The 20,647-nt window shown below is 43.0% G+C and carries 13 protein-coding genes and 1 pseudogene; 7 read left to right on the top strand and 7 right to left on the bottom strand.

Translation table 11 applies throughout. From position 1 onward, the window contains the following. Positions 1-139: 139 nt before the first annotated feature. The 3 genes and pseudogenes from ACE1AQ_RS19280 to ACE1AQ_RS19290 form a co-directional block, all read right to left on the bottom strand. A pseudogene (locus ACE1AQ_RS19280) lies at positions 140-2,323 on the bottom strand (SUMF1/EgtB/PvdO family nonheme iron enzyme); the annotation flags it as partial. 8 nt (positions 2,324-2,331) lie between these two features. Then, positions 2,332-3,303 (bottom strand): MoxR family ATPase, encoded by a 972-nt coding sequence (locus tag ACE1AQ_RS19285; RefSeq protein WP_110544646.1) that lies wholly within the window; start codon positions 3,301-3,303, stop codon positions 2,332-2,334. Continuing rightward, positions 3,285-4,634 (bottom strand): hypothetical protein, encoded by a 1,350-nt coding sequence (locus tag ACE1AQ_RS19290; RefSeq protein ID WP_110544648.1) that lies wholly within the window; start codon positions 4,632-4,634, stop codon positions 3,285-3,287. The genes ACE1AQ_RS19285 and ACE1AQ_RS19290 overlap by 19 nt, the downstream gene beginning before the upstream one ends. A 126-nt stretch (positions 4,635-4,760) precedes the next feature. Here ACE1AQ_RS19290 and ACE1AQ_RS19295 point away from each other — a divergent pair, with 126 nt between their 5' ends. Next, positions 4,761-4,928, top strand: a complete 168-nt coding sequence (locus tag ACE1AQ_RS19295) for a hypothetical protein (protein WP_008202135.1) — start codon at positions 4,761-4,763, stop codon at positions 4,926-4,928. Between the two features lie 279 nt (positions 4,929-5,207). On the opposite strand, the gene ACE1AQ_RS19300 is transcribed toward ACE1AQ_RS19295, so the two are convergent. After that, positions 5,208-6,392, bottom strand: coding sequence for an NAD(P)H-quinone oxidoreductase subunit H (locus tag ACE1AQ_RS19300; protein WP_008202137.1), 1,185 nt, complete (start codon positions 6,390-6,392; stop codon positions 5,208-5,210). 610 nt (positions 6,393-7,002) lie between these two features. On the opposite strand from ACE1AQ_RS19300, the gene pruA reads away from it, so the two are divergent. After that, positions 7,003-9,972: an L-glutamate gamma-semialdehyde dehydrogenase gene (gene pruA / locus ACE1AQ_RS19305; protein WP_110546035.1), complete on the top strand. Its 2,970-nt coding sequence runs from the start codon at positions 7,003-7,005 to the stop codon at positions 9,970-9,972. 316 nt (positions 9,973-10,288) lie between these two features. Further along, complete coding sequence (locus tag ACE1AQ_RS19310) at positions 10,289-11,923, top strand: alpha-D-glucose phosphate-specific phosphoglucomutase (RefSeq protein ID WP_106908476.1); 1,635 nt, start codon at positions 10,289-10,291, stop codon at positions 11,921-11,923. 68 nt (positions 11,924-11,991) lie between these two features. On the opposite strand, the gene ACE1AQ_RS19315 is transcribed toward ACE1AQ_RS19310, so the two are convergent. The 3 genes from ACE1AQ_RS19315 to ACE1AQ_RS19325 are packed head-to-tail and all read right to left on the bottom strand — an operon-like array spanning position 11,992 to position 14,334. Then, positions 11,992-12,402, bottom strand: coding sequence for a TerB family tellurite resistance protein (locus tag ACE1AQ_RS19315; RefSeq protein ID WP_008202144.1), 411 nt, complete (start codon positions 12,400-12,402; stop codon positions 11,992-11,994). 1 nt (position 12,403) lies between these two features. Beyond that, a complete protein-coding gene (locus tag ACE1AQ_RS19320) occupies positions 12,404-13,744 on the bottom strand; it encodes a 16S rRNA (cytosine(967)-C(5))-methyltransferase (RefSeq protein ID WP_110546036.1) in 1,341 nt (446 codons plus the stop codon). After that, positions 13,741-14,334, bottom strand: coding sequence for an alpha/beta hydrolase (locus ACE1AQ_RS19325; RefSeq protein ID WP_306342206.1), 594 nt, complete (start codon positions 14,332-14,334; stop codon positions 13,741-13,743). The genes ACE1AQ_RS19320 and ACE1AQ_RS19325 overlap by 4 nt, the downstream gene beginning before the upstream one ends. Positions 14,335-14,752: 418 nt before the next feature. Here ACE1AQ_RS19325 and ACE1AQ_RS19330 point away from each other — a divergent pair, with 418 nt between their 5' ends. The 4 genes from ACE1AQ_RS19330 to ACE1AQ_RS19345 form a co-directional block, all read left to right on the top strand. After that, entirely contained in the window at positions 14,753-16,321 is a 1,569-nt protein-coding gene (locus tag ACE1AQ_RS19330; RefSeq protein WP_110546037.1) for an NAD(P)H-hydrate dehydratase, read from the top strand. A gap of 494 nt (positions 16,322-16,815) precedes the next feature. Continuing rightward, the gene (locus tag ACE1AQ_RS19335) at positions 16,816-18,621 is read left to right on the top strand and encodes an aspartate kinase (RefSeq protein ID WP_110546091.1); all 1,806 of its coding nucleotides are present in this window, start codon (positions 16,816-16,818) and stop codon (positions 18,619-18,621) included. Between the two features lie 108 nt (positions 18,622-18,729). Then, positions 18,730-19,122, top strand: coding sequence for a hypothetical protein (locus tag ACE1AQ_RS19340; RefSeq protein WP_108937975.1), 393 nt, complete (start codon positions 18,730-18,732; stop codon positions 19,120-19,122). Between the two features lie 135 nt (positions 19,123-19,257). Next, the coding region (locus tag ACE1AQ_RS19345) for a tetratricopeptide repeat protein (protein WP_374809038.1) at positions 19,258-20,647 on the top strand (1,390 nt) is incomplete at its 3' end.

Here is a 20,647-nt window from a genome sequence, read left to right on the forward strand (position 1 = left end):
AATTACTGGTGCAAGTTGGCAATCTTGTAATGTACCGCAAGTCCTTCGTCATCGCTGTGCTTATCTAAATGGTTGCCTTTTTTAACTTTTTTATTGATCTCATTAAGCATTTCTACTTATTGCAAAGGTGAGATGCTCCCGGGTTTGTCTCTAGGTCGATGTCTATTTTAGCGGTTGCGGCGATAGCTTGCCACTGAGCTTGGGTGATGGGATAACGCCCCATGTAGAAAGAGGAAACGGTTACTCGGTGTGAGGGTTTTTCTCGTCTAAATCCATCCCAACCAAATTTTTTCACCAGTCTTTCGATTTCCTCATCTTCCGTTCCCATCCAGAATTCTCCTTGGGGAATATACATCATGCGGATATAGTTTTGAGCTTCTTTCCGGTTGCCAACTTCCGGAAGATTTTCATCGTAAAAATAGGCTTTAACAGGTTTTCTCTCGATAACTTGGCCTGTTTTATTAACCAATACCGTTTCTGCGGTAAAAAGGAAAAGGTTTTCATCGTAGGGAACAATAGCGGCTACTTCGTCTATTAAACGTTTTTGTCGGGTTCCTTCGTCTTCTGGGGAAAGTTGAAGGACATTGCCAACGTGGTTTAAATCCCCTCTAGAATAGGCGGCAATCGGTTTATTAAGCAATAATAAGGGTTCATAATCGGCTAAAGCAGCGGATAGATTTTTTAATAAAGCTGTCAATCTCACAAGACGCACTCGGTTATTATTTTTGATAGCTTCTGCTAGTAGCTGTCTGATTTCATTGACCGCTTGACTAGGTTTTAGGTAGGCAAGAGCTAACCATTGTTGATTTTGCCAATAAACCGATTGTGAGCAATAATCACCGATTTGTTCCTGAATATAGGTTTGTAACTGATAGGCCAGAGATTTGAGTTCCTCTGGGGTTAATTTTTCTAATAGTAGTTTACGAACATCGGGAGACATTTCATAAAGTTCTCGATCTATTTTGCGGACTAAACTGGAGAGTAAAATATCAGCGATCGCATACCAGGGAGCTTGATTATTTTTATCTTGATGTTGACGCAGATAATAAAGTAAATTAGGGGATAAACTAAGGGGAAATGCCGCTCGTTTTGCTAGTTCTCTGGTGTTTGGTTCGTTTTCTTTTTCAAATAATCTTAAACGGCTTTCTGCGCTAAAAAAATCTTCATCCTCATCCCAATTATCCCCTTGGTGAAATTGATTAGGATCAAATTGAAAATGACGGGGTGGGATAGCTTCTTCTTTTAGCCATGTTATCAAGTTTTCCCAATCCTCTGTGGTTAGTTCAAACATGGAAAAATTGGGTATATCTTCAGCTAAATCAGCAATATCGATCGCAGTTGTCCCATACCATCGATGATAGGGTAAGGGGTTTAACCATGCGACTCGGCTAAATCTTCGGCTAAATCGTCGGATAAGGGTTTCTGTTGCGCTCAAGCGCTCTTCTACATAACGTTTTCTAGCGGCACCCGCATCACTAAGAATTAGACAACTGGTTACTTCCGGAGAATAGTTAGAGAGAACTTTGGTTAAAGATTGACTTTCCCAACCGTTTTCTTGTCGTAAAACCTCGTCTCTAATCAGATTATCAAAGTAAAAATGGGGAACATTTGCCCAAGTTTGCTTCATTATCCTACCAAATCCTGCAAAGGGAATCATCGAGTCAGAACAATCAATAAAAATTATAATTTCTCGGCGATAAAGTTGTTTCTTTTGGTAAATTATTTGATCAAAAAAACCTCGTTTAGCCGTTGCCATCACCGTAGCTTTTAGATCCCAAGTTTGTCGAGGACTTTCTAGGGGTAATGGACGCAGTTGCTGCCAACTTTCTTGTAACTTAGCGATGCCAATAGGATAATAATCAGGATTATCTAAGGAGGTGATTTTTTTTCGCTTTTCAATAGCTGTGGCAATTTGTGGAAATGAAGTCTCTGGTGCTATTTGTGTATCCCCAGAAGGGGTAATTTCTAATGAGGGAGATTCCCTATCATCCATCGGGTTTATGATTTTGCTAATCGATTCTTCTGGATGGCGAATAGGTGTTTTTTTGGCTATTTCTATATTTATTTCTGGTTGTAATTGTAGCATCTCTGTCCAGGCCTGATCAAACTTTTCTTTTTCTTTCGGGGATTTAACCCATAAAGCTTGACAAAGAAGTTTAATTTTAGGATTGTCTAAGTTGGGATTTTCTTGAATAGCAATATCAGAATCATTGGCGAGTTTTTGAATCAGGTAATTTTCCACCCGATAATATTGTTCAATAGACAGCAGAAATCCTTCTTCGTCTCTGAGTTGATAAAATAGGTCAAGTAGGGGGGATGTCATTGGCTTTTTTAACCTCTTGTTCCATAATCTTGTAAATCAGTACGGCTTTTTAGTAAAACACTAGCGTGGGGTAATTTGTCCTCGTTTAATTTGGCGATAATTTCTTCAGGTTTGTACTTGAGCAACGATTTAAACCAGGCTATTAATTCACTTGTGCTAACTTTTTTTTCTCCTTCAGATTTAGTCTCGTCTTGTGATGTTCTCACTTCCAGAAAACGGTCCACTGCTTTGATGATAACCTCTTGTTCAGCGTCGGTAAACCGTTCGGTTAATATTTTTCTTAATCTTTCTTGGTTGGGTAGCTCAATATAGTGATAAATGCAACGTCTCAGAAAAGCATTGGGTAAGTTTTTTTCTTGATTACTGGTAATAATAATCAGAGGAAAAGCTTGATCATTTGCTTGAATTGTTTCTCCTGTTTCTTTAATGAAAAAACGACGAGATTCAATGGCTAAAAGTAAATCATTAGGAAAATCTCGATCTGCTTTATCTATTTCATCAATTAATACTACCGATTGTTCTTGCTTATCTTGACTTTGTTTAAATGCTTTACCCAAGGGTTGTAAATCAACCCAATCTTTTGAAGTAGCTGGATTTTTTTGCTCAGAAGAAGATTCTTCTATTTCTTTTTTGCTTAAAATTCCTCTAATTTGAGCAGCTTGTAAACGGCCAATATAATCATATTGATAGAGACTATCTTCCGCTTTACTTGTAGATTGAACTATCCACTCATAATATTTTATAGGATTACTTTCCTGACGATAATTAAATTCATAAACTAAGGCATGAGCTAGACGACTTTTGCCACATCCCGGTTCACCTTCTAGTAACAAAGGCATTCCCAATTCAATAGCCAAGTTAACAACTTCTATTAACTCATCACCTGCGTCATAGGGATAAATTTTCTGTTGAATCGGTTCATAATAAAGATCCGATTTAGGTTGAATTTCTCCCCTGTAAGTTAAGGATAGTTTAGCCATCTATTTTCCCTCGATAATTGTCCTTGAAATTGTTGATAAAAAGCGTTCAGTGTGTCTTCTATCTTGCCTTGATTGCTATTTTGCCATAATTCCTGCAAGGTAGATTTAAATAATTCTGTGGTTTCATCCTGTAAGTCACAACCTAACTGAAGTTGTTGAGCAAAAGTAGGAATAATTTCCTGAAAAGACCGTTGTTCAAAGCAAGAGTCAATCTGTAAGCGGTGAATAGGAAATTCTGATAATTTGTCCTTATCTCTCCAATCATTACTTTTTCCATAATCTAACCAAATCATTAATAAAAAGCCCGGAATGGGACTATTTTGTATTTTACGAGCGTTGGTAATTAAGTTTTGCCAAAATGAATCAATGTCTTTTAAACGGGAAAAGTCTGCACAATCAATTCCTTCAAAAATCAAACAAAAATTATTAGTCTTTAAATTTTTAATTCCTCCAGAATTATTGAAAAAATGTTCATGAAGACTATAGCTATCCCATTCTTCCTGACCATCTCCTTGAAATTTAAAAACAATATGTTTAACGTTCAAATTATTAGTGATCAAGATTTCTTTTTCTAAACGACGCAAACACAAAACACGATATTGATGAGGACAAGGCGGAATATAAATAGTGCCTTCTCGTAAAGTTTTAGCGGCTATTGAACTGGTAAAATTTACTAGATTAGTATAATTAAATTTTGTCAAAACACGATAAATTTTTTCATTATTTGTTTGTTGATTTTTTGGGTTTTGATGATGAATTTTACAACATTCTAAGCTTTCAAAATCTAGGTCTAATACTTCGCAATAAGCTTGAACAATATAAGACTGTTTAGAGGTTCGCCCTTTTTTTCCTAGTCCATATTTTTGTTCAGTACAAAACCGCAAACTATCTCCAGATATGCCAATTACCTTTAAAATAGACAAATCTAATAGATAATTAATATCTGCTAAGGTTAAATGAATTGAATTATCATTAATATCTTCAATTCTGTACGCACTTTTCTTCTTATTTTCAAATTTTTTAAAATCAGATTCATTTTGTAAGTACAATTTCTTACCCTTTGGTTCTAAAACCTCTTTAGTTGCTCCAGATTGTGGCTGAGATTCTGTCATCCAATCTTTCAAGACATTTAATCGAATGGTATAACTGGAAGTTTCTGTTTGACTACGGTATTCTTCGAGAAATGCCTCAAGTAACCATCGACTTGCTTCTATTAATATTTTCTCTATTTTCTCCGAAGCACAAGAATAGTCTCCCTCATAAGCATCTTTAGCCTTACGAAGGGTTTCTACATCTTCATCCCATAATCTGATTTCGCCGGACTTTAACATAAATCTCGTCAAACGTCAACCTACGATCTGATCCACTTTTTGATCCCCTTTTGCCAGCATTTGCTGAAAGCATTTTAATCAACTTGTCCTCAAAAAACAAGCCCTAAGGCGACAGGAGCAAAATCTATGAATTTTTGGCAAAAACATAAAGCGGACATTGACGTGATTTGCCGCATCATCACCACTTTAACCGCCTTGGCTAGTTTGGGTGTTCAGGTGGGGGAGTTAAAGATTCCCGAAAGCAAGATTCTTCCCCCTATCCCTGAGGTTCAGGTGGAATTAAATATCAGATGAACGTAGGTTGGGTTGAAGCATGAAACCCAACTCCTGCATGGGTTACGCTACCGCTAACCCATCCTACAAATAATTTTGCCTCCCTACTTAAGACGTATTTAAATCGCTTATTCTTAGATTAGCCGAATCTCCTCCCCCCTTGCCCCCCCGATGTCGGGGGGGTTGGGGGGGTTGCCTCTTGCCTCATCTCAACAGGCAATTTAAATTACGAACAGCTTTTTTCATAAGACTGGACCAAAACGAGGGTGAGTTAATAAGATAACCCACCCTGAAAGAGATTTAGCGATCGACTGACCCCATAATAATATCAATACTGCCTAAAATCGCCATAATATCGGCAACTTTTACCCCTTTGAGGATATGGGGCAGAATTTGAAGATTATTAAAATCAGCGGCCCGAATTTTCCAACGCCAAGGGAAGAGTTCATCATTACCGACGATAAAGATACCTAATTCACCTTTACCGCTTTCCAAGCGCACATAATGTTCACCTTTAGGGATTTTGAAAGTGGGGGCGACTTTTTTGGCGATATATTGATAGTCAAAATCATTCCAAGCTGATTTTTTCCCTTCTGCCATCCGTTTTGCTTCCAGATTTTCGTAGGGACCACCGGGTAAACCTTTCAGTGCTTGCCGGATAATTTTCACCGATTCGCGCATTTCCCGAATCCGCACCAGATAACGAGCAAAACAATCGCCGGCGGTTTCCCAATGCACTTCCCAGTCAAAATCGTCGTAACACTCGTAATGGTCAACTTTTCTTAAATCCCATTTCACCCCGGAAGCGCGCAACATCGGACCGGATAAACCCCAGTTAATCGCTTCGTCTCTGGTAATGCAGCCTATCCCTTCAATACGACGGCGGAAAATCGGGTTATTAGTGATTAATTTCTCGTATTCGTCCACTTTGGGGTCAAAATAGTCACAGAAATCCTCGCACTTATCCACCCATCCGTAGGGTAAATCCACCGCCACGCCACCAATACGGAAATAATTATTATTAATTAACCGCATTCCCGTAGCAGCTTCCCAGAGGTCATAAATCATCTCCCGTTCCCGGAAAATGTAGAAAAAGGGAGTTTGTGCGCCTACATCCGCCATAAAGGGGCCTAACCAGAGTAAATGGTTAGCGATGCGGTTGAGTTCCAACATAATCACCCGGATATATTGCGCTCGTTTGGGAACGGCGATATCGGCTAATTTTTCGGGAGCATTGACTGTAATCGCCTCGTTAAACATCCCTGCGGCGTAATCCCAACGACTAACGTAGGGAACGTACATGACATTGCTGCGATTTTCGGCAATTTTTTCCATGCCCCGATGAAGATAACCGATTACGGGTTCACAGTCAATCACGTCTTCCCCGTCAAGGGTGACGATTAAGCGCAAAACTCCGTGCATTGACGGGTGATGGGGTCCCATGTTTAAAACCATGGGTTCTGTTCTCGTTTCAATTTTTGCCATAGGGCTACCGATGATCCCGAAAATCTTTTTAAAGTTATTATAAGTAAACGCTTCGACAATACACAAGGACTATCGGGTATCAGTAATCAGTGATCAGTAATCAGTAATCAGTAATCAGTAGTCAGGAGATTATTTTTATTTATTCTCCCCACTTCCCCACACCCTACACCCCACACCCCACACCCCACACCCCACACCCCACACCCCACACCCCACACCCTACACCCCACACCCTACACCCCACACCCCACACCCTACACCCCACACCCCACACCCTACACCCCACACCCCACACCCCACACCCCACACCCCACACCCTCTTTGAAGTCAGGAGATTATTTTTATTTATTCTCCCCATTTCCTAATTCATAATTCATAATTCATAATTCATAATTCCCTCTCCCCGCTCGATCGAGTACAATAGAGTGTTCAGCAAAAGCGATCGGCTATTAGCTTTGATTAGTCCTTCGGTAAGAGTTATAAACCAGAGAAAAGAGCCATTAAGAGCGGCAATCAGCTGAAAAAGCTCAAAAACTGAATTTTAGGCCGAAGGCTGACCTTAGCTTGCTGAAAGCTGAATCCCGTTGATAATTTTTTTACTTGAATCGCCGTGGTTATCCAAATCGACTCAACTCAAAACTACGAAACCAAAACCCAAGAGATCGCTAGACAACTTTTAGCCGAAACTCGCGAAAAAAAAGGTCTTTGGTCTGCTTTACAGGATCAAATGCGTTGGGATGATAAATTACTCGATTGGGCAATGTCTAACCCCAATTTACGAGTACAATTATTCCGTTTTATTGACTGTTTACCCGCTTTACGCAGTAATGCCGAGATCGCTAATCATCTCCAACAATACCTCGGTGATGCTTCCGTAGAACTGCCCAGTGCGCTGAAAAGTATCCTCAACTTTAGTGATCCTAACTCCCTACCGGCTCAAACGGCCGCCAGTCTGATCAGTAAATCCGTAGAAACCTTAGCTCGTAAGTATATCGCCGGGGAAGACCTAGAGCAAATTACTCGCACTGTCACCCGTCTGCGGAAGGAAAAAATGGCTTTTACCATAGATCTTCTCGGTGAAGCGGTAATTACTGAAGCGGAAACCCAAGTTTATCTACAAAGTTATCTGGATTTAATGACCCATTTGGCTCAAGAAGCGAGCAAATGGAATAAAGTTAGCCAAATTGATGAAGCGGACGGCGAGTTACTACCACAAGTGCAGGTTTCTGTCAAGCTAACTGCCTTTTATTCTCAGTTTGATCCCATGGATCCCATTGGCAGTAAGGAGAAAGTTTGCGATCGCATTCGACTACTATTGCGACGCGCTCAGGAGTTAGGGGTAGCAGTCCATTTTGATATGGAACAGTACGTTTATAAAAACCTCACCCTGGCTATCCTGAAAGAATTACTCCTAGAAGAAGAATTTCGCAGTCGTACCGATATTGGCATCACCATACAGGCATATTTAAGAGATTCTGCCCAAGATTTACAAGATTTAATTAATTGGGCCAAAAAGCGCGGTTATCCCCTGACTATCCGGCTAGTCAAAGGCGCTTACTGGGATCAGGAAACGATTAAATCTAGGCAAAATCATTGGCCACAGCCGGTATATAACGAAAAATCGGCCACCGATGCCAATTATGAGCGGATGACGCGGTTATTATTGGAAAATCATCAATATTTATACGCCGCTATCGGTAGTCATAACGTGCGATCGCAAGCCTTGGCCTGTGCGATCGCAGAAAGTTTAGAAATTCCCCGTCGTCGCTTTGAAATGCAGGTATTGTACGGCATGGGCGACCAATTAGCCAAAGTGTTAGTGAAGCGGGGTCATCGGGTGCGGGTTTATTCCCCCTACGGACAACTCTTACCCGGTATGGCCTACCTAATCCGCCGTTTATTAGAAAATACCGCTAATAGTTCCTTCCTAAGGCAAAATTTGGAGGATCGTCCCGTGGAAGATTTAATCGCAGCCCCCCGGGTTTTAGGCCAGGATAACCCGATTATCCCCGGTTTTCCTAATGCCCCCGATACAGATTATGCTAACGAGCAATTACGAAATAAAGCGAGTCAAGCCCTCACTTTTGTCAAAAATTCCCTCGGTAAAACCTATTTACCCCTAATTAACGGCGAATACGTCGCCACCAATGTTCAAATTAATTCCGTTAATCCCTGTAACCCGCAGGAAATAGTGGGGAAAGTGGGCTTAATTGAGGTGGAACAGGCAGAAAAAGCGATCATAGCGGCAAAACAGGCTTTTCCCGCTTGGAAACGCACTCCAGTGGCTAAAAGAGCCGAAATACTGCGAAAAGCGGCGGATTTGATGGAAGCGCGACGACACGAGTTATCGGCCTGGATTTGTTTGGAAGTGGGCAAAGTTATCCAACAGGCGGATCCAGAAGTGTCAGAAGCGATCGATTTTTGCCGTTATTACGCCTCCGAGATGGAAAGACTGGATTTAGGGCATAATTTCGACGTAGCAGGTGAGAATAATCGTTATTCCTACCAACCCCGGGGTATTGCTTTAGTGATTTCTCCCTGGAATTTCCCTCTTGCGATTGCGGTGGGGATGACAGTAGCGGCTTTAGTAGCCGGTAACTGCACGCTATTGAAACCAGCCGAGACTTCCTCGGTGATTACGGCGAAATTTGCCGAGATTCTCCTAGAAGCGGGTATTCCTGCCGGAGTCTTCCAATATATCCCGGGTAAAGGTTCGCAAGTGGGGGCGCATTTAGTTAGCCATCCCGATGTTCACCTAATCGCCTTCACCGGTTCACGAGAAGTGGGCTGTCGCATCTATACAGATGCCTCCATCGTGCAAAAGGGTCAAAAACACCTAAAACGAGTTATCGCCGAAATGGGCGGCAAAAATGCCCTAATTGTCGATGAGAGTGCCGATTTAGATCAGGCCGTTGTCGGTGCGGTTAAGTCCGCTTTTGGCTACACCGGCCAGAAATGTTCGGCCTGTTCGCGGATAATTGTTCTGGAAAGCGTCTATGATAGCTTTGTGGATCGCTTTGTCGAGGCTACCAAGTCCCTCAATATCGGGCCGACGGATTTACCGAGTACGGAAGTAGGACCGGTTATCGACGAGAAAGCTCAAGCAAGAATTCGGGAATATATCGAAACTGGTAAAAAAGAGGCAGAATTGGCCCTAGAAATGCCGATTCCAGAAGTGGGTTACTTCGTCAGTCCCACCGTCTTTAAAAATGTTCCCCCTGATGCGGTAATAGCGATGGAGGAGATTTTTGGTCCGGTGGTGGCGATTATCAAAGTGAGCAATTTTGAGCAAGCTTTAGCTGTAGCTAACGGAACCGACTATGCTTTAACTGGTGGCTTATATTCTCGCACTCCTGCCCATATTAACCGAGCTATGCAGGAATTTGAAGTGGGAAACCTCTATATTAACCGGGGAATCACCGGTGCGATTGTCTCCCGTCAACCCTTCGGGGGTTTCAAGATGTCGGGGGTAGGTTCCAAAGCAGGGGGTCCCGATTATCTCTTGCAATTCCTCGAACCTCGTCACATCAGCGAGAATATTCAACGTCAGGGATTTGCACCGATTGAAGGGGCCGATTAAGCGATATAGCTAAAATTGGTTATTATTGGGGGTTTATACCCCCAAATCTGGTTCATTTATTGGCTAAGACTCATCTTAACCCCCTATCCTTAGATTAGCTCTCTTATTCTTTGTGTGATCTCGCGTAGCGAGCGCGTTGCGACCAGTTTAAATTATATAGGAGCGATCGATCTCTGTGTCCTTTGTGTCTCTGTGGTTCCTTCCACTCACTCACCAAACCTGGGAGAACCGTTGTCTTTCTTACCCAATTTCTTGGCTGTCAACCTACTGCTATATACTTAAGTTTACAATTGCGTCGGCCTATCAAGAAAAGACTATGACGATTGAAACTGTTGCCACAAAACCCTTTAGTGACCAAAAACCGGGGACTTCTGGATTGCGAAAATCCGTTCCCGTTTTTCAACAACCCCATTATCTGGAAAATTTTATTCAAGCTATCTTCAATACTTTAGACGGTATCGAGGGTCAAACCCTAGTTGTCGGTGGAGATGGTCGTTATTATAACCGTCAAGCTATTCAAACTATCCTGAAAATCGCCGCCGCTAACGGTATCGGTAGAATCCTCGTGGGAACCGATGGTATTGTCTCCACTCCCGCTATTTCTGGGTTAATTCGCGAAAATAACGCTTTTGGCGGTATTGTTCTCTCTGCTAGTCATAACCCCGGCGGTCCAGAGGGGGATTTTGGCATTAAGTACAACATTACTAACGGCGGACCGGCACCGGAAAATATCACCGATGCAATTTATGCTGAGACGAAGGTGATTAGCAGTTATAAAATCCTCTCAGGGGCCGATATTAACCTCGATCGCCCCGGTTCCTTTAAACTGGGAACTATGGATGTGGAAGTGATCGATGCGGTTACTCCCTACGTCAAAATGATGGAAAAGATTTTTGATTTCGATCGCATTCAAGCCCTACTCACTTCTGGTAAGTTTAAAATGTGCATGGATTCTCTCCATGCGGTAACCGGTCCCTACGCTTATGCTCTATTTGAACAGCGTTTAGGCGCGCCCAAAGGTACAGTATTAAATGGTATTCCCCTAGAGGACTTTGGTGGTGGTCATCCCGATCCTAACCTGGTCTATGCCCATGATCTGGTAGAAATTCTCTTCGGTCAAGAGGCCCCGGATTTTGGGGCTGCTTCCGATGGAGATGGCGATCGCAATATGATCCTCGGTCAGAATTTTTTTGTCACCCCCAGTGATAGTTTAGCGGTACTAACTGCCAACGCTCATCTAGTACCGGGCTATCAAAATGGTATCACGGGAGTGGCGCGATCGATGCCCACCAGTGCGGCGGCCGATCGCGTAGCGGCTAAACTGGGAATTGACTGTTATGAAACTCCCACCGGTTGGAAATTCTTCGGTAATTTGTTAGATGCGGGGAAAGCAACCCTTTGCGGTGAGGAAAGTTTCGGCACGGGTTCCAATCATATTCGCGAAAAAGATGGTTTATGGGCGGTTCTTTTCTGGTTAAATATTTTGGCAGTTAAAGGGGAATCTGTAGAGGAAATTGTTCGCAGTCATTGGCAAGAATTTGGCCGCAATTTCTATTCTCGTCATGACTATGAAGAAGTCGCCTTAGAACCGGCTAAAGAGATGATGGCACGTCTCCAGAAGCTGGTTTTAGACCTTAAGGGTAAACAATTTGGTAACTATGAAGTGGAATATGCCGATGATTTTAGCTATACAGATCCGGTGGATGGTAGTGTCAGTAAAAATCAAGGCATTCGCATTGGTTTTACCGATGGTTCTCGGATTATTTACCGTCTATCGGGTACGGGAACTAAAGGGGCAACTCTTCGGGTTTATCTAGAAAGTTATGAACCGGACGCAAGTAAACACGATATCGACACCCAAAAGGCCCTACAGCCGTTAATTGATTTAGCCGAAGAAATCGGTCAAATTCGTCAATCTACTGGACGGGAACAACCCACGGTTATTACCTAAAATCTAGGGAGCGGCTATCAGTTTTTATCGGGGAATTTTTTGACCTGCTGACCACTGATAGCTACTCCTTAATTACTTTCAGTAATTGCTTTGTGGTACAATTTTTGAATTCCCGTCACTAATTTATCTAAAATAGATCGATGGCTATCGTGAGTCGGATCAAGACTCTGCACTTTGGTTAATAATTTCGCTTCCTGTATATCCACGTCGTCATCGCTATAGATTAAGGTGCTAATCGATGTTATTAGATCTTGATAGGTTTCTGGACTAGGATTATCGCCTAAATAGGACTCTAACCATCGATAACATTCACCAGTTTTAACTGGTTTTAGTTCGGATAATAGTGGTTTAATCTCCGGATCATCATCAAGTTTTTCCCTCACAGCTACCTGTCTTAAATAGCTTCTTTCTGATGGTTGAATTACACCATCAATCCAGGCAACACCGATGAGAATTTTCAGTAATTGTTTATTTTTCATCTCACACTTCCTTGACTAACTTAGCCATAAAAAAACCGTCTTGATTATGCCGATGGGGTAACACTTCGATCGCTCCCGTTTCTGTATAGTATTCTGAGAAAGATGAATTAGAGTCAGGAGGGGCCATTTTCCAATCGGGATGAGCCGCTAAAAACTGCTCGATCACTCTTTCATTTTCTAACGGATTTAAAGTACAGGTGGCATAAACTAAGATTCCCTTCGGTTTTACCCAAGTGGCAGCCGAGGCTAAAAGTTCCCCCTGTCGTTTGGCTAGTACAGGTAAATTTTCGGGTGTTTGTCGCCAACGTATATCAGGACGCTTGTGCAGGGTTCCCAATCCTGAACAGGGAGCATCGATTAGTACACGATCAGCGATGCCGCACCACTGGGGACGATCGCGACTATCCCCTAGATGTATTTCGATCGCTTTTAAGTCTAATCTTTTAATATTGGCTTCTAACTGTCGTAAACGGGATGCCGTTTGATCACAGGCCAATATTCTACCCCGATCGCCCATTAATTCGGCAATATGAGTGGTTTTTCCCCCCGGTGCCGCGCAAGCGTCGATAATTGTCTCTCCGGGCTGGGGATCGAGGAGATAAGTGACTAATTGGGCGCTAATATCCTGTAGGGTGTAATTTCCGGCTCGAAATCCCTCTAAACGCTCAATATTGCCTAAACCAGAGGTTAAACGGCAAGCTAGAGGTAATTTAAGATGATTAAAAGTTATATTGGCTGATTCTAACTCATTTTCTAGGGCTTCTCGGCTAGTTTTCAGGGGATTAATCCGAATATCGAGGTCAGGAGAGCGATTAAACCATTGACACAGTTGTTCCGTTTCCGTAACACTAAAGCGATCTAACCACAATTGCACCAACCAATCGGGGAAACTGTGGAGAATACCCAATCTAGAAGCGGTATTTTCCGGCAAAATTAAAGGATCGTCGCCATTAGCAGTTAAACGGAGATATTGCCGCAGCATTCCGTTAACCACCGCCGCTAATTTGCCTAAATGACTGATTTTAGTTAATTCTACCGCCGTATTCACCGCCGCCGATGGGGGAATCTGGGAGAGATAACGCAGTTGATAAAGACCAATATGGAGAATTCGCCGTAAATCCGGGGGTTGCTGGGCCGCGGTTTTTTTTCCCAGGCGATCGAGCAGCGCATCCAAAGTTCTTTGGTGGCGCATTATACCATAAACAATCTCCGTTGTCAAGGCTTTGTCAAGACAATTTAAGGAACTAGCGGACAAATGGCGATCAAGAGCGCGATCGGGATAGGCGGAGGAGCGATCGATATCGCGTAAAATCAGCAAAGCCAGCTGACGAGCATTATTCATGCGGTTTCTAGACGATTGCGGAGGAATTGGCGTAATATAGTCAGCGCCGGAATCGGGATTTCGTGGCCCATATTTAACTCGTGATATTCGACGTTAACCCCCAAACCAAGCAGTAAATCTCTGGCTTGACGAGCGGCAGCAATAGGAACGACGGGATCCTGCTTACCATGAACAATTAAGACATTTTGTGGACCTTGGGGATGGGGTTCACCGTGCAGATAACCACTCAGGGAACCCAATCCCGCCAAGGGTAAGGATAAACCCACATCCAGCGTCATCGCTCCTCCTTGGGAAAAACCGGTCAAAAAAGTCCGCTCTAGGGGAATGCCGGTAGTTGCTTCTAGGGAAATAATCCAATCCTGCAACTGTTGACGACTAGCGACTAAACCTTGATAATCGGAGGTTTCTAACGCATACCAGGCGCGTCCCCCCGGCACTTGGGGATGATCAAAGGGAGCATTAGGAAACAAAAATTGACAATCAGCCAGATCCAGCATCGATGCTAGGGGGGCCAGATCCATGGCATCCGCACCCCAACCGTGCAGCATGATCACTAGATAGCGAGCGGGATTTTCTGGGGAAGGGGGAATGACAATCGGGTTAAAAGACAGGGTTTTTTCCTCGCAATTCTCTTTTTTCTCTATTCTATAGCGGTTTTCTCCGGGATGAGATGGCTGTTGGGGAGTCTTTTCAGTAACCAGTAATCAGTGAAAAGAAAACTCCGATTACTACCCCCTTCCTCTCTCGGAAAAGGTTTGGGGGTGAGGACAATTAACCAGAGCTGCCACTACTTTGGAAAAATGGTCTTAGTCGTCGTCGAGTATAGTTGTTGTCAGTAACTACTAAAATTAATTAATATATCCGCCGCTCACCGTCAAGCGGAAACTAGACAGAATGATCTGGCTATTATTACCCAAACCAGCCTTGAGCCAGTGAAAATTGGGGCTAATTGGCAATTTTTCGGTAAAAAAGTCATCTATACCTGCTAACAGGCAATTTATCCCTCGAATGAGCTACAATTATTGGTCAAACGTGGTTAATAGCGAGCAGATGCGTCGCATCGAAGGGGCGATTTTTGCCTCCGGTATGCCTGTGGCCGCTTTGATGGAAAAGGCGGCCCTGTTAACGGCACAACAGCTTAAAAAGTCCTATTCTTTGGCTGATTTCCCCAAAATCGGCGTTATCGTTGGCCCCGGTCACAATGGCGGCGACGCTCTCGTGATTGCTAGAGAATTACACCTCGCCAGTTATCAAGTATCTCTTTTTTGTCCGATCGCCAAACTCAAGGATTTAACAGCACAACAGGCGAATTATGTCAAGCATTTAGGCTTAATTTTTCAGGAAACTTTAGAATGTTTGCGGGATTGTCAGTTAATTATCGATGGTCTTTTCGGTTTTGGTTTAGAAAGGACTTTATCGGGAGAGATTGCCGAATTAGTCGATAAAATTAATAGTTGGCAAAAACCGATAATTAGTATCGATATTGCTTCGGGAATTCACACCGACACCGGAGAGGTTTTAGGCACGGCAATTAAAGCCACTCATACCTTTTGTTTGGGACTCTGGAAGCGAGCTTTTTTCCAAGATTTGGCCTTACCCTATCTGGGTAAAGTGGAGTTAATTGATATAGGAATTAGTCCCCTTGACCTAGAAACAATTTTACAAGATTCACCGCCAATTCTGAGGGTTAATCCCGATCTAATTCGCCCTTATTTACCCTTACCCCGTCCTCTCCTTACCCATAAATATCAGCAGGGACATTTATTAATTATCTGTGGTTCTCGTCGTTATGCGGGGGGGGCAATTCTCGCCGGATTAGGAGCGCGAGGTAGTGGTGTGGGAATGCTTTCTATTGCTGTTCCTGCTGCCCTCAAATCTTTATTAATTAGTCATTTACCAGAAGCATTAATTATCGATTGTCCCGAAACTGCCACGGGAGCTATTGCCGAACTTCCCCTAGAATTAAATAATTATCATGTCCTCGCCTGTGGTCCTGGATTAACCACAGAAAATCCCGCTATTATCGAACAGGTTTTAGATAGTGATAAACCGATTATACTCGATGCCGATGCTTTAAATATTTTGGCTCAATTGGGCATAGAAAAATTATCATCTCGCCAGAATAAGACAATTTTAACGCCTCATTGGGGAGAATTTAAACGCTTATTTCCTAACTTATCAGATTCTCAAGATAGGATTAATATCACTCAAGAAGCATCTCAACAAAGTGGTGCAATTGTCTTATTAAAAGGAGCCAGAACTATAATCGCCTCCCCGGAAGGTAAAATGTATATAATCCCCGAAAGTACCTCCGCTTTAGCGCGAGGTGGTAGCGGTGATGTTTTAACAGGATTAATCGGCGGATTCTTAACCCAAATGCCGGATAATCCCCCAGAAGCAACCGCATTAGCAGCTTATTTACACGCTCAAGCTGGCATTTTAGCAGCCCAAGAAAGGACAGAATTAGGAGTAGATGGAGTAACTTTAGCTAATTATTTATTTGCTGCCCTGAAAGATTCGATCCCCCCTGCCCCCCTTGATAAGGGGGGTGCCGATAGGCGGGGGGATCAGAATTGATGATTTTTACTGTATCTAAATAGCTGGTTATAATTAAATTAAAAATGGATTTTAGGTTCGATCCCCCCTGCCCCCCTTGATAAGGGGGGTGCCGATAGGCGGGGGGATCAGAATTGATGATTTTTACTGTATCTAACATTAAAATATCTTTCATAATACCCACCTAATAAACGCAGAAATAAGTAGCGTTCTATCTTTGTGTCCTTTGTGTCTCTGTGGTTCGTTCCATTCACTCGCCAGCAGGACTATATCTTAGAATACATAATACCCACCAAACCTAAGAGAGCCAAAATATTATTAATAGCATAAATGTACTGTATTTAAACTGAGTAGGGGTATTTTAGTACAAATGCTCGGACTGCCTCCTTAAAGATTAATTCAGATAGTCGGCATTTGATAAAACATAAGGAATGTTAACCAAAACCACTTATCGTTAAGGAATTTTGATAAGTTGGAGATTGAACAAAGATAGAAAGTCTCTAGCGCTGACAACTATGGCTGTAATTGTCCAAAAATACGGTGGTACATCGGTAGGTTCCGTGGAACGCATTCAATCGGTCGCTCAACGGGTCAAAAATACGGTAATAGCAGGAAATACCGTGGTGGTGGTCGTTTCTGCCATGGGTAAAACCACCGATGGATTGGTCAATTTAGCCAAACAAATCGCCGCCGAACCCTCGCGCCGGGAGATGGATATGTTATTATCCACGGGGGAACAGGTGACAATCGCCTTGATGAGTATGGCCCTAGAGGAAATCGGACAACTGGCCATCTCCCTAACCGGCGCTCAGGTGGGAATTGTCACAGAATCCGAACATAGTCGCGCCCGTATCTTAGAAATTAAAACCGATCGCCTCTCCCGTCATCTATCGGAAGGTAAAGTAGTTGTGGTCGCCGGTTTTCAAGGTGTCAGCGATAGCGATCAACTAGAGATTACCACCCTAGGGCGCGGTGGTTCCGATACCTCGGCCGTGGCCCTAGCGGCCGCCTTAAAAGCCGATTTTTGCGAAATTTACACCGATGTACCCGGTATTCTCACCACTGACCCCCGTTTAGTCCCCGAAGCGCGTCTTTTAGACCAAATCACCTGCGATGAGATGCTCGAATTAGCCAGTTTAGGGGCGAAAGTTCTCCACCCGCGAGCGGTGGAAATCGCTAAAAACTTCGGGGTTCCCTTGGTTGTCCGCTCCAGTTGGACAGAGGATCCGGGTACTTGGGTGACATCCCCAGCACCGAAACCGCGCACCCTGCAAGGATTGGAATTGACAAAAGCAGTGGATGCGGTGGAATTTGAGGGTAATCAGGCGAAAATCGCCCTTTTACGGGTTCCTGATCGTCCCGGCATCGCTGCCCGTTTATTCGGGGAAATTGCCCATCAACAGGTGGACGTGGATTTAATTATTCAATCGATTCACGAGGGTGACAGCAACGATATCGCCTTTACGGTGATGGGAAATGCCTTAAAAAAAGCCCAATCCGTGGCCGAAGCGATCGCACCAGTTTTACGTTCCCATCCGACTAATACAGAGGAAGCGGAAGTGATTATCGAATCCGGGGCCGCTAAAATCGCCATTACCGGCGCTGGTATGATCGGCCGGCCGGGAATTGCTGCCCAAATATTTAGCACTTTGGCCGCAGCGGCAATTAATATCGAAATGATCTCCACTTCTGAAGTAAAAGTCAGTTGTGTCATCGATGAAGCGGACGGAGAAAAAGCAATTAAAGTCCTTTGTGATGCTTTTCAAGTGGAGTATTCTGCTAAAGTTGCTAATCGCGAAATCCCTAAAAATTTAGTCCCAGTCAGGGGAGTGGCCCTAGATAATAATCAGGCCCAAATGGCCATTCGTAACGTCCCCGATCGCCCGGGGATGGCGGCGAGAATTTTCTCGGTTTTAGCGGCAAAAAATGTCAGTGTCGATATGATTATTCAATCCCAACGCTGTCGCATTGTCGATGGTATTCCCCGACGGGATATCGCTTTTACTTTACCCCAAGCTGATGCTAATTCAGCCCAAAAAATCCTTTTAGAACTATCGGAAAGTTTGGGTTTACAGGAAGTGGTGGTTAATAATGATGTGGCCAAAGTGAGCATTGTTGGTTCAGGAATGGAAGGACAACCGGGGGTAGCAGCACGCTTTTTTGAAGCTTTAGCAAAGGAGAAAATTAATATTTTGATGATTGCTACTTCTGATATAAAAATCAGTTGTGTGGTGAATCAGGAAGATGGAGTCAGGGCCCTACAAGTGGTTCATGCCGCTTTTGGATTGGCCGGACAGGGTAAAATTGAAGTACCCGCCTAAATGAAATTACAAGTTCTATTATGGGGGTAAGAGTTGTTTATATTGTTGGCAACTTATACCCCCAAAAACCCGATAAATAAGTTAACCTTCATCACCCCGATTTTATCTATGGAACCGATAACAGTGGCGACAATTGTTGCTTTGGTATTTCAGACTACTGTAGAAAAATTTACCGAAGCTGCTCTAGAAAAAATTAATACTTTGCGGCAAATCATCTGGAATAAACTTAAAGCTAATCCTAATGCTGAAAAAGCTTTACAAGCTGCTGAAAAAGGGTCAAAAACTGATCTAGAAAAAGTAGCAGATTATTTAAAGGTTGCCATGAATGATGAAGCAGATTTCGCCGAAAAAGTCAAGGGTTTAGCAACAGAAATTCAATCCTTGAAAATTCAGGATAGTAGTAGTATGAACCAGGCTAATTCTGGAGGTCAAAATTTACAGAATCAGGGTCAGGTTAGTGAAGTTTATCAAGCAGAAAATATAAACATCAATAAAACCTGACTGCAGCCGCCTGTTAAGGAACAGGTTAAACAACATCCTCACAATTTATCTAATAGTAATATCCCTAGATTTGTTGGTAGGGATCAGGAATTAATTGACTTAAAAACTCAATTACAACAATCCCAAAAGCTTGCTATATCTACCTTAACGGGAATGGGAGGCATAGGTAAAACCGAACTAGCCAGACAGTTTGGCTGGCAAGAATGGCGGGAAAAAACTTATCCCGGGGGTATATGTTGGTTAAATGTGGCAGAAAGTGACGGCGGTTTTATCGGTACTTCTATTTTAGATTTTGCGCGGGTACATCTCAAATTAACTTTACCGGATGAGGGAGAATTAGACGTAAAAATTCGTTATTGTTGGCAAAATTGGTTAGCGGGAAATGTCCTAATTATTTTTGATGATGTGCGGGATTATCAGCAAATTAGGGATTATTTACCACCGCAAGAAGACAAACGCTTTCAGGTTTTAATTACCACTCGCAAAGAATATTTATCAGCGACAATTGCGACTTTTCGGGTAGAAGTATTAAAAGAAAAAGATGCACTTGATTTATTGCGTTCCTACCTTAAAGACAACAGAATTGACACACAAATCGAGGCAGCTAAATTATTATGTCAGGATTTGGGTTATTTACCCTTGGCGTTAGAATTGGTGGCAAGGTTGCTAAAACGGCGACAGGATTGGAAAATTAGCAAAATACGGCAGAAATTAGCCGAAAACGGCTTAGATGAGCCAAGTTTAGACAAAAATCCCAAGTTTCATGGGGAAATGACTGCGGAAAGAGGGTTAAAAGCTGCCTTTAATCTCAGTTGGGAGGAGTTGCATAGCGAACCAGAAGCGCAAATTTTGGCACTTTATCTCAGTTTATTCGCTCTTGCGCCCTTTCCCAAGGAGATGATTCTGGATTTATTTCCCGATGAAGATGGGGATACAGTGGAGGAATGGTTAACCGATAGTTTAGTTCACCTGAGTTTAGTTCAGGATAATCGTGATGGTTGGTATGAAATTCATCCCCTGTTGCGTCGCTACTTTCGGGATAAGTTAGAAGCATCACCCCACGCAGAACCAGCAAAACGCCGTTATTGTGGGATTATGGCCAAAAAATCGGCAGAAATGCCACAGAATCCCACTATAGAAATCGTTGAAGAATTTAAACCTTTCCTTCTCCATCTACAAACATCTGTCGGGGAATATCCCCAATATATCGCTGATGAGGATTTAGCTTGGTCCTATACGGGTTTAGCTTGGTATTATGAAGGACAAGGATTGTATGCTATTGCTGAACCCTACTATCAAGCTTGTTTAACCGCAACTCGAACCCACTTAGGAGACAATCATCCCGATGTGGCAGCTTCCCTCAACAACTTAGCACAATTGTACTATTCCCAAGGCAGGTACACAGAAGCAGAACCTCTCCTTCTAGAAGCATTAGATTTGAGAAAACGACTCTTAGGAGACAATCATCCCGATGTGGCACAATCCCTCAACAATTTAGCATACTTGTACAATTCCCAAGGCAGGT

The organism is Microcystis sp. BLCC-F209, assembly GCF_041928595.1.
In the GTDB taxonomy this organism is placed as follows: domain Bacteria; phylum Cyanobacteriota; class Cyanobacteriia; order Cyanobacteriales; family Microcystaceae; genus Microcystis.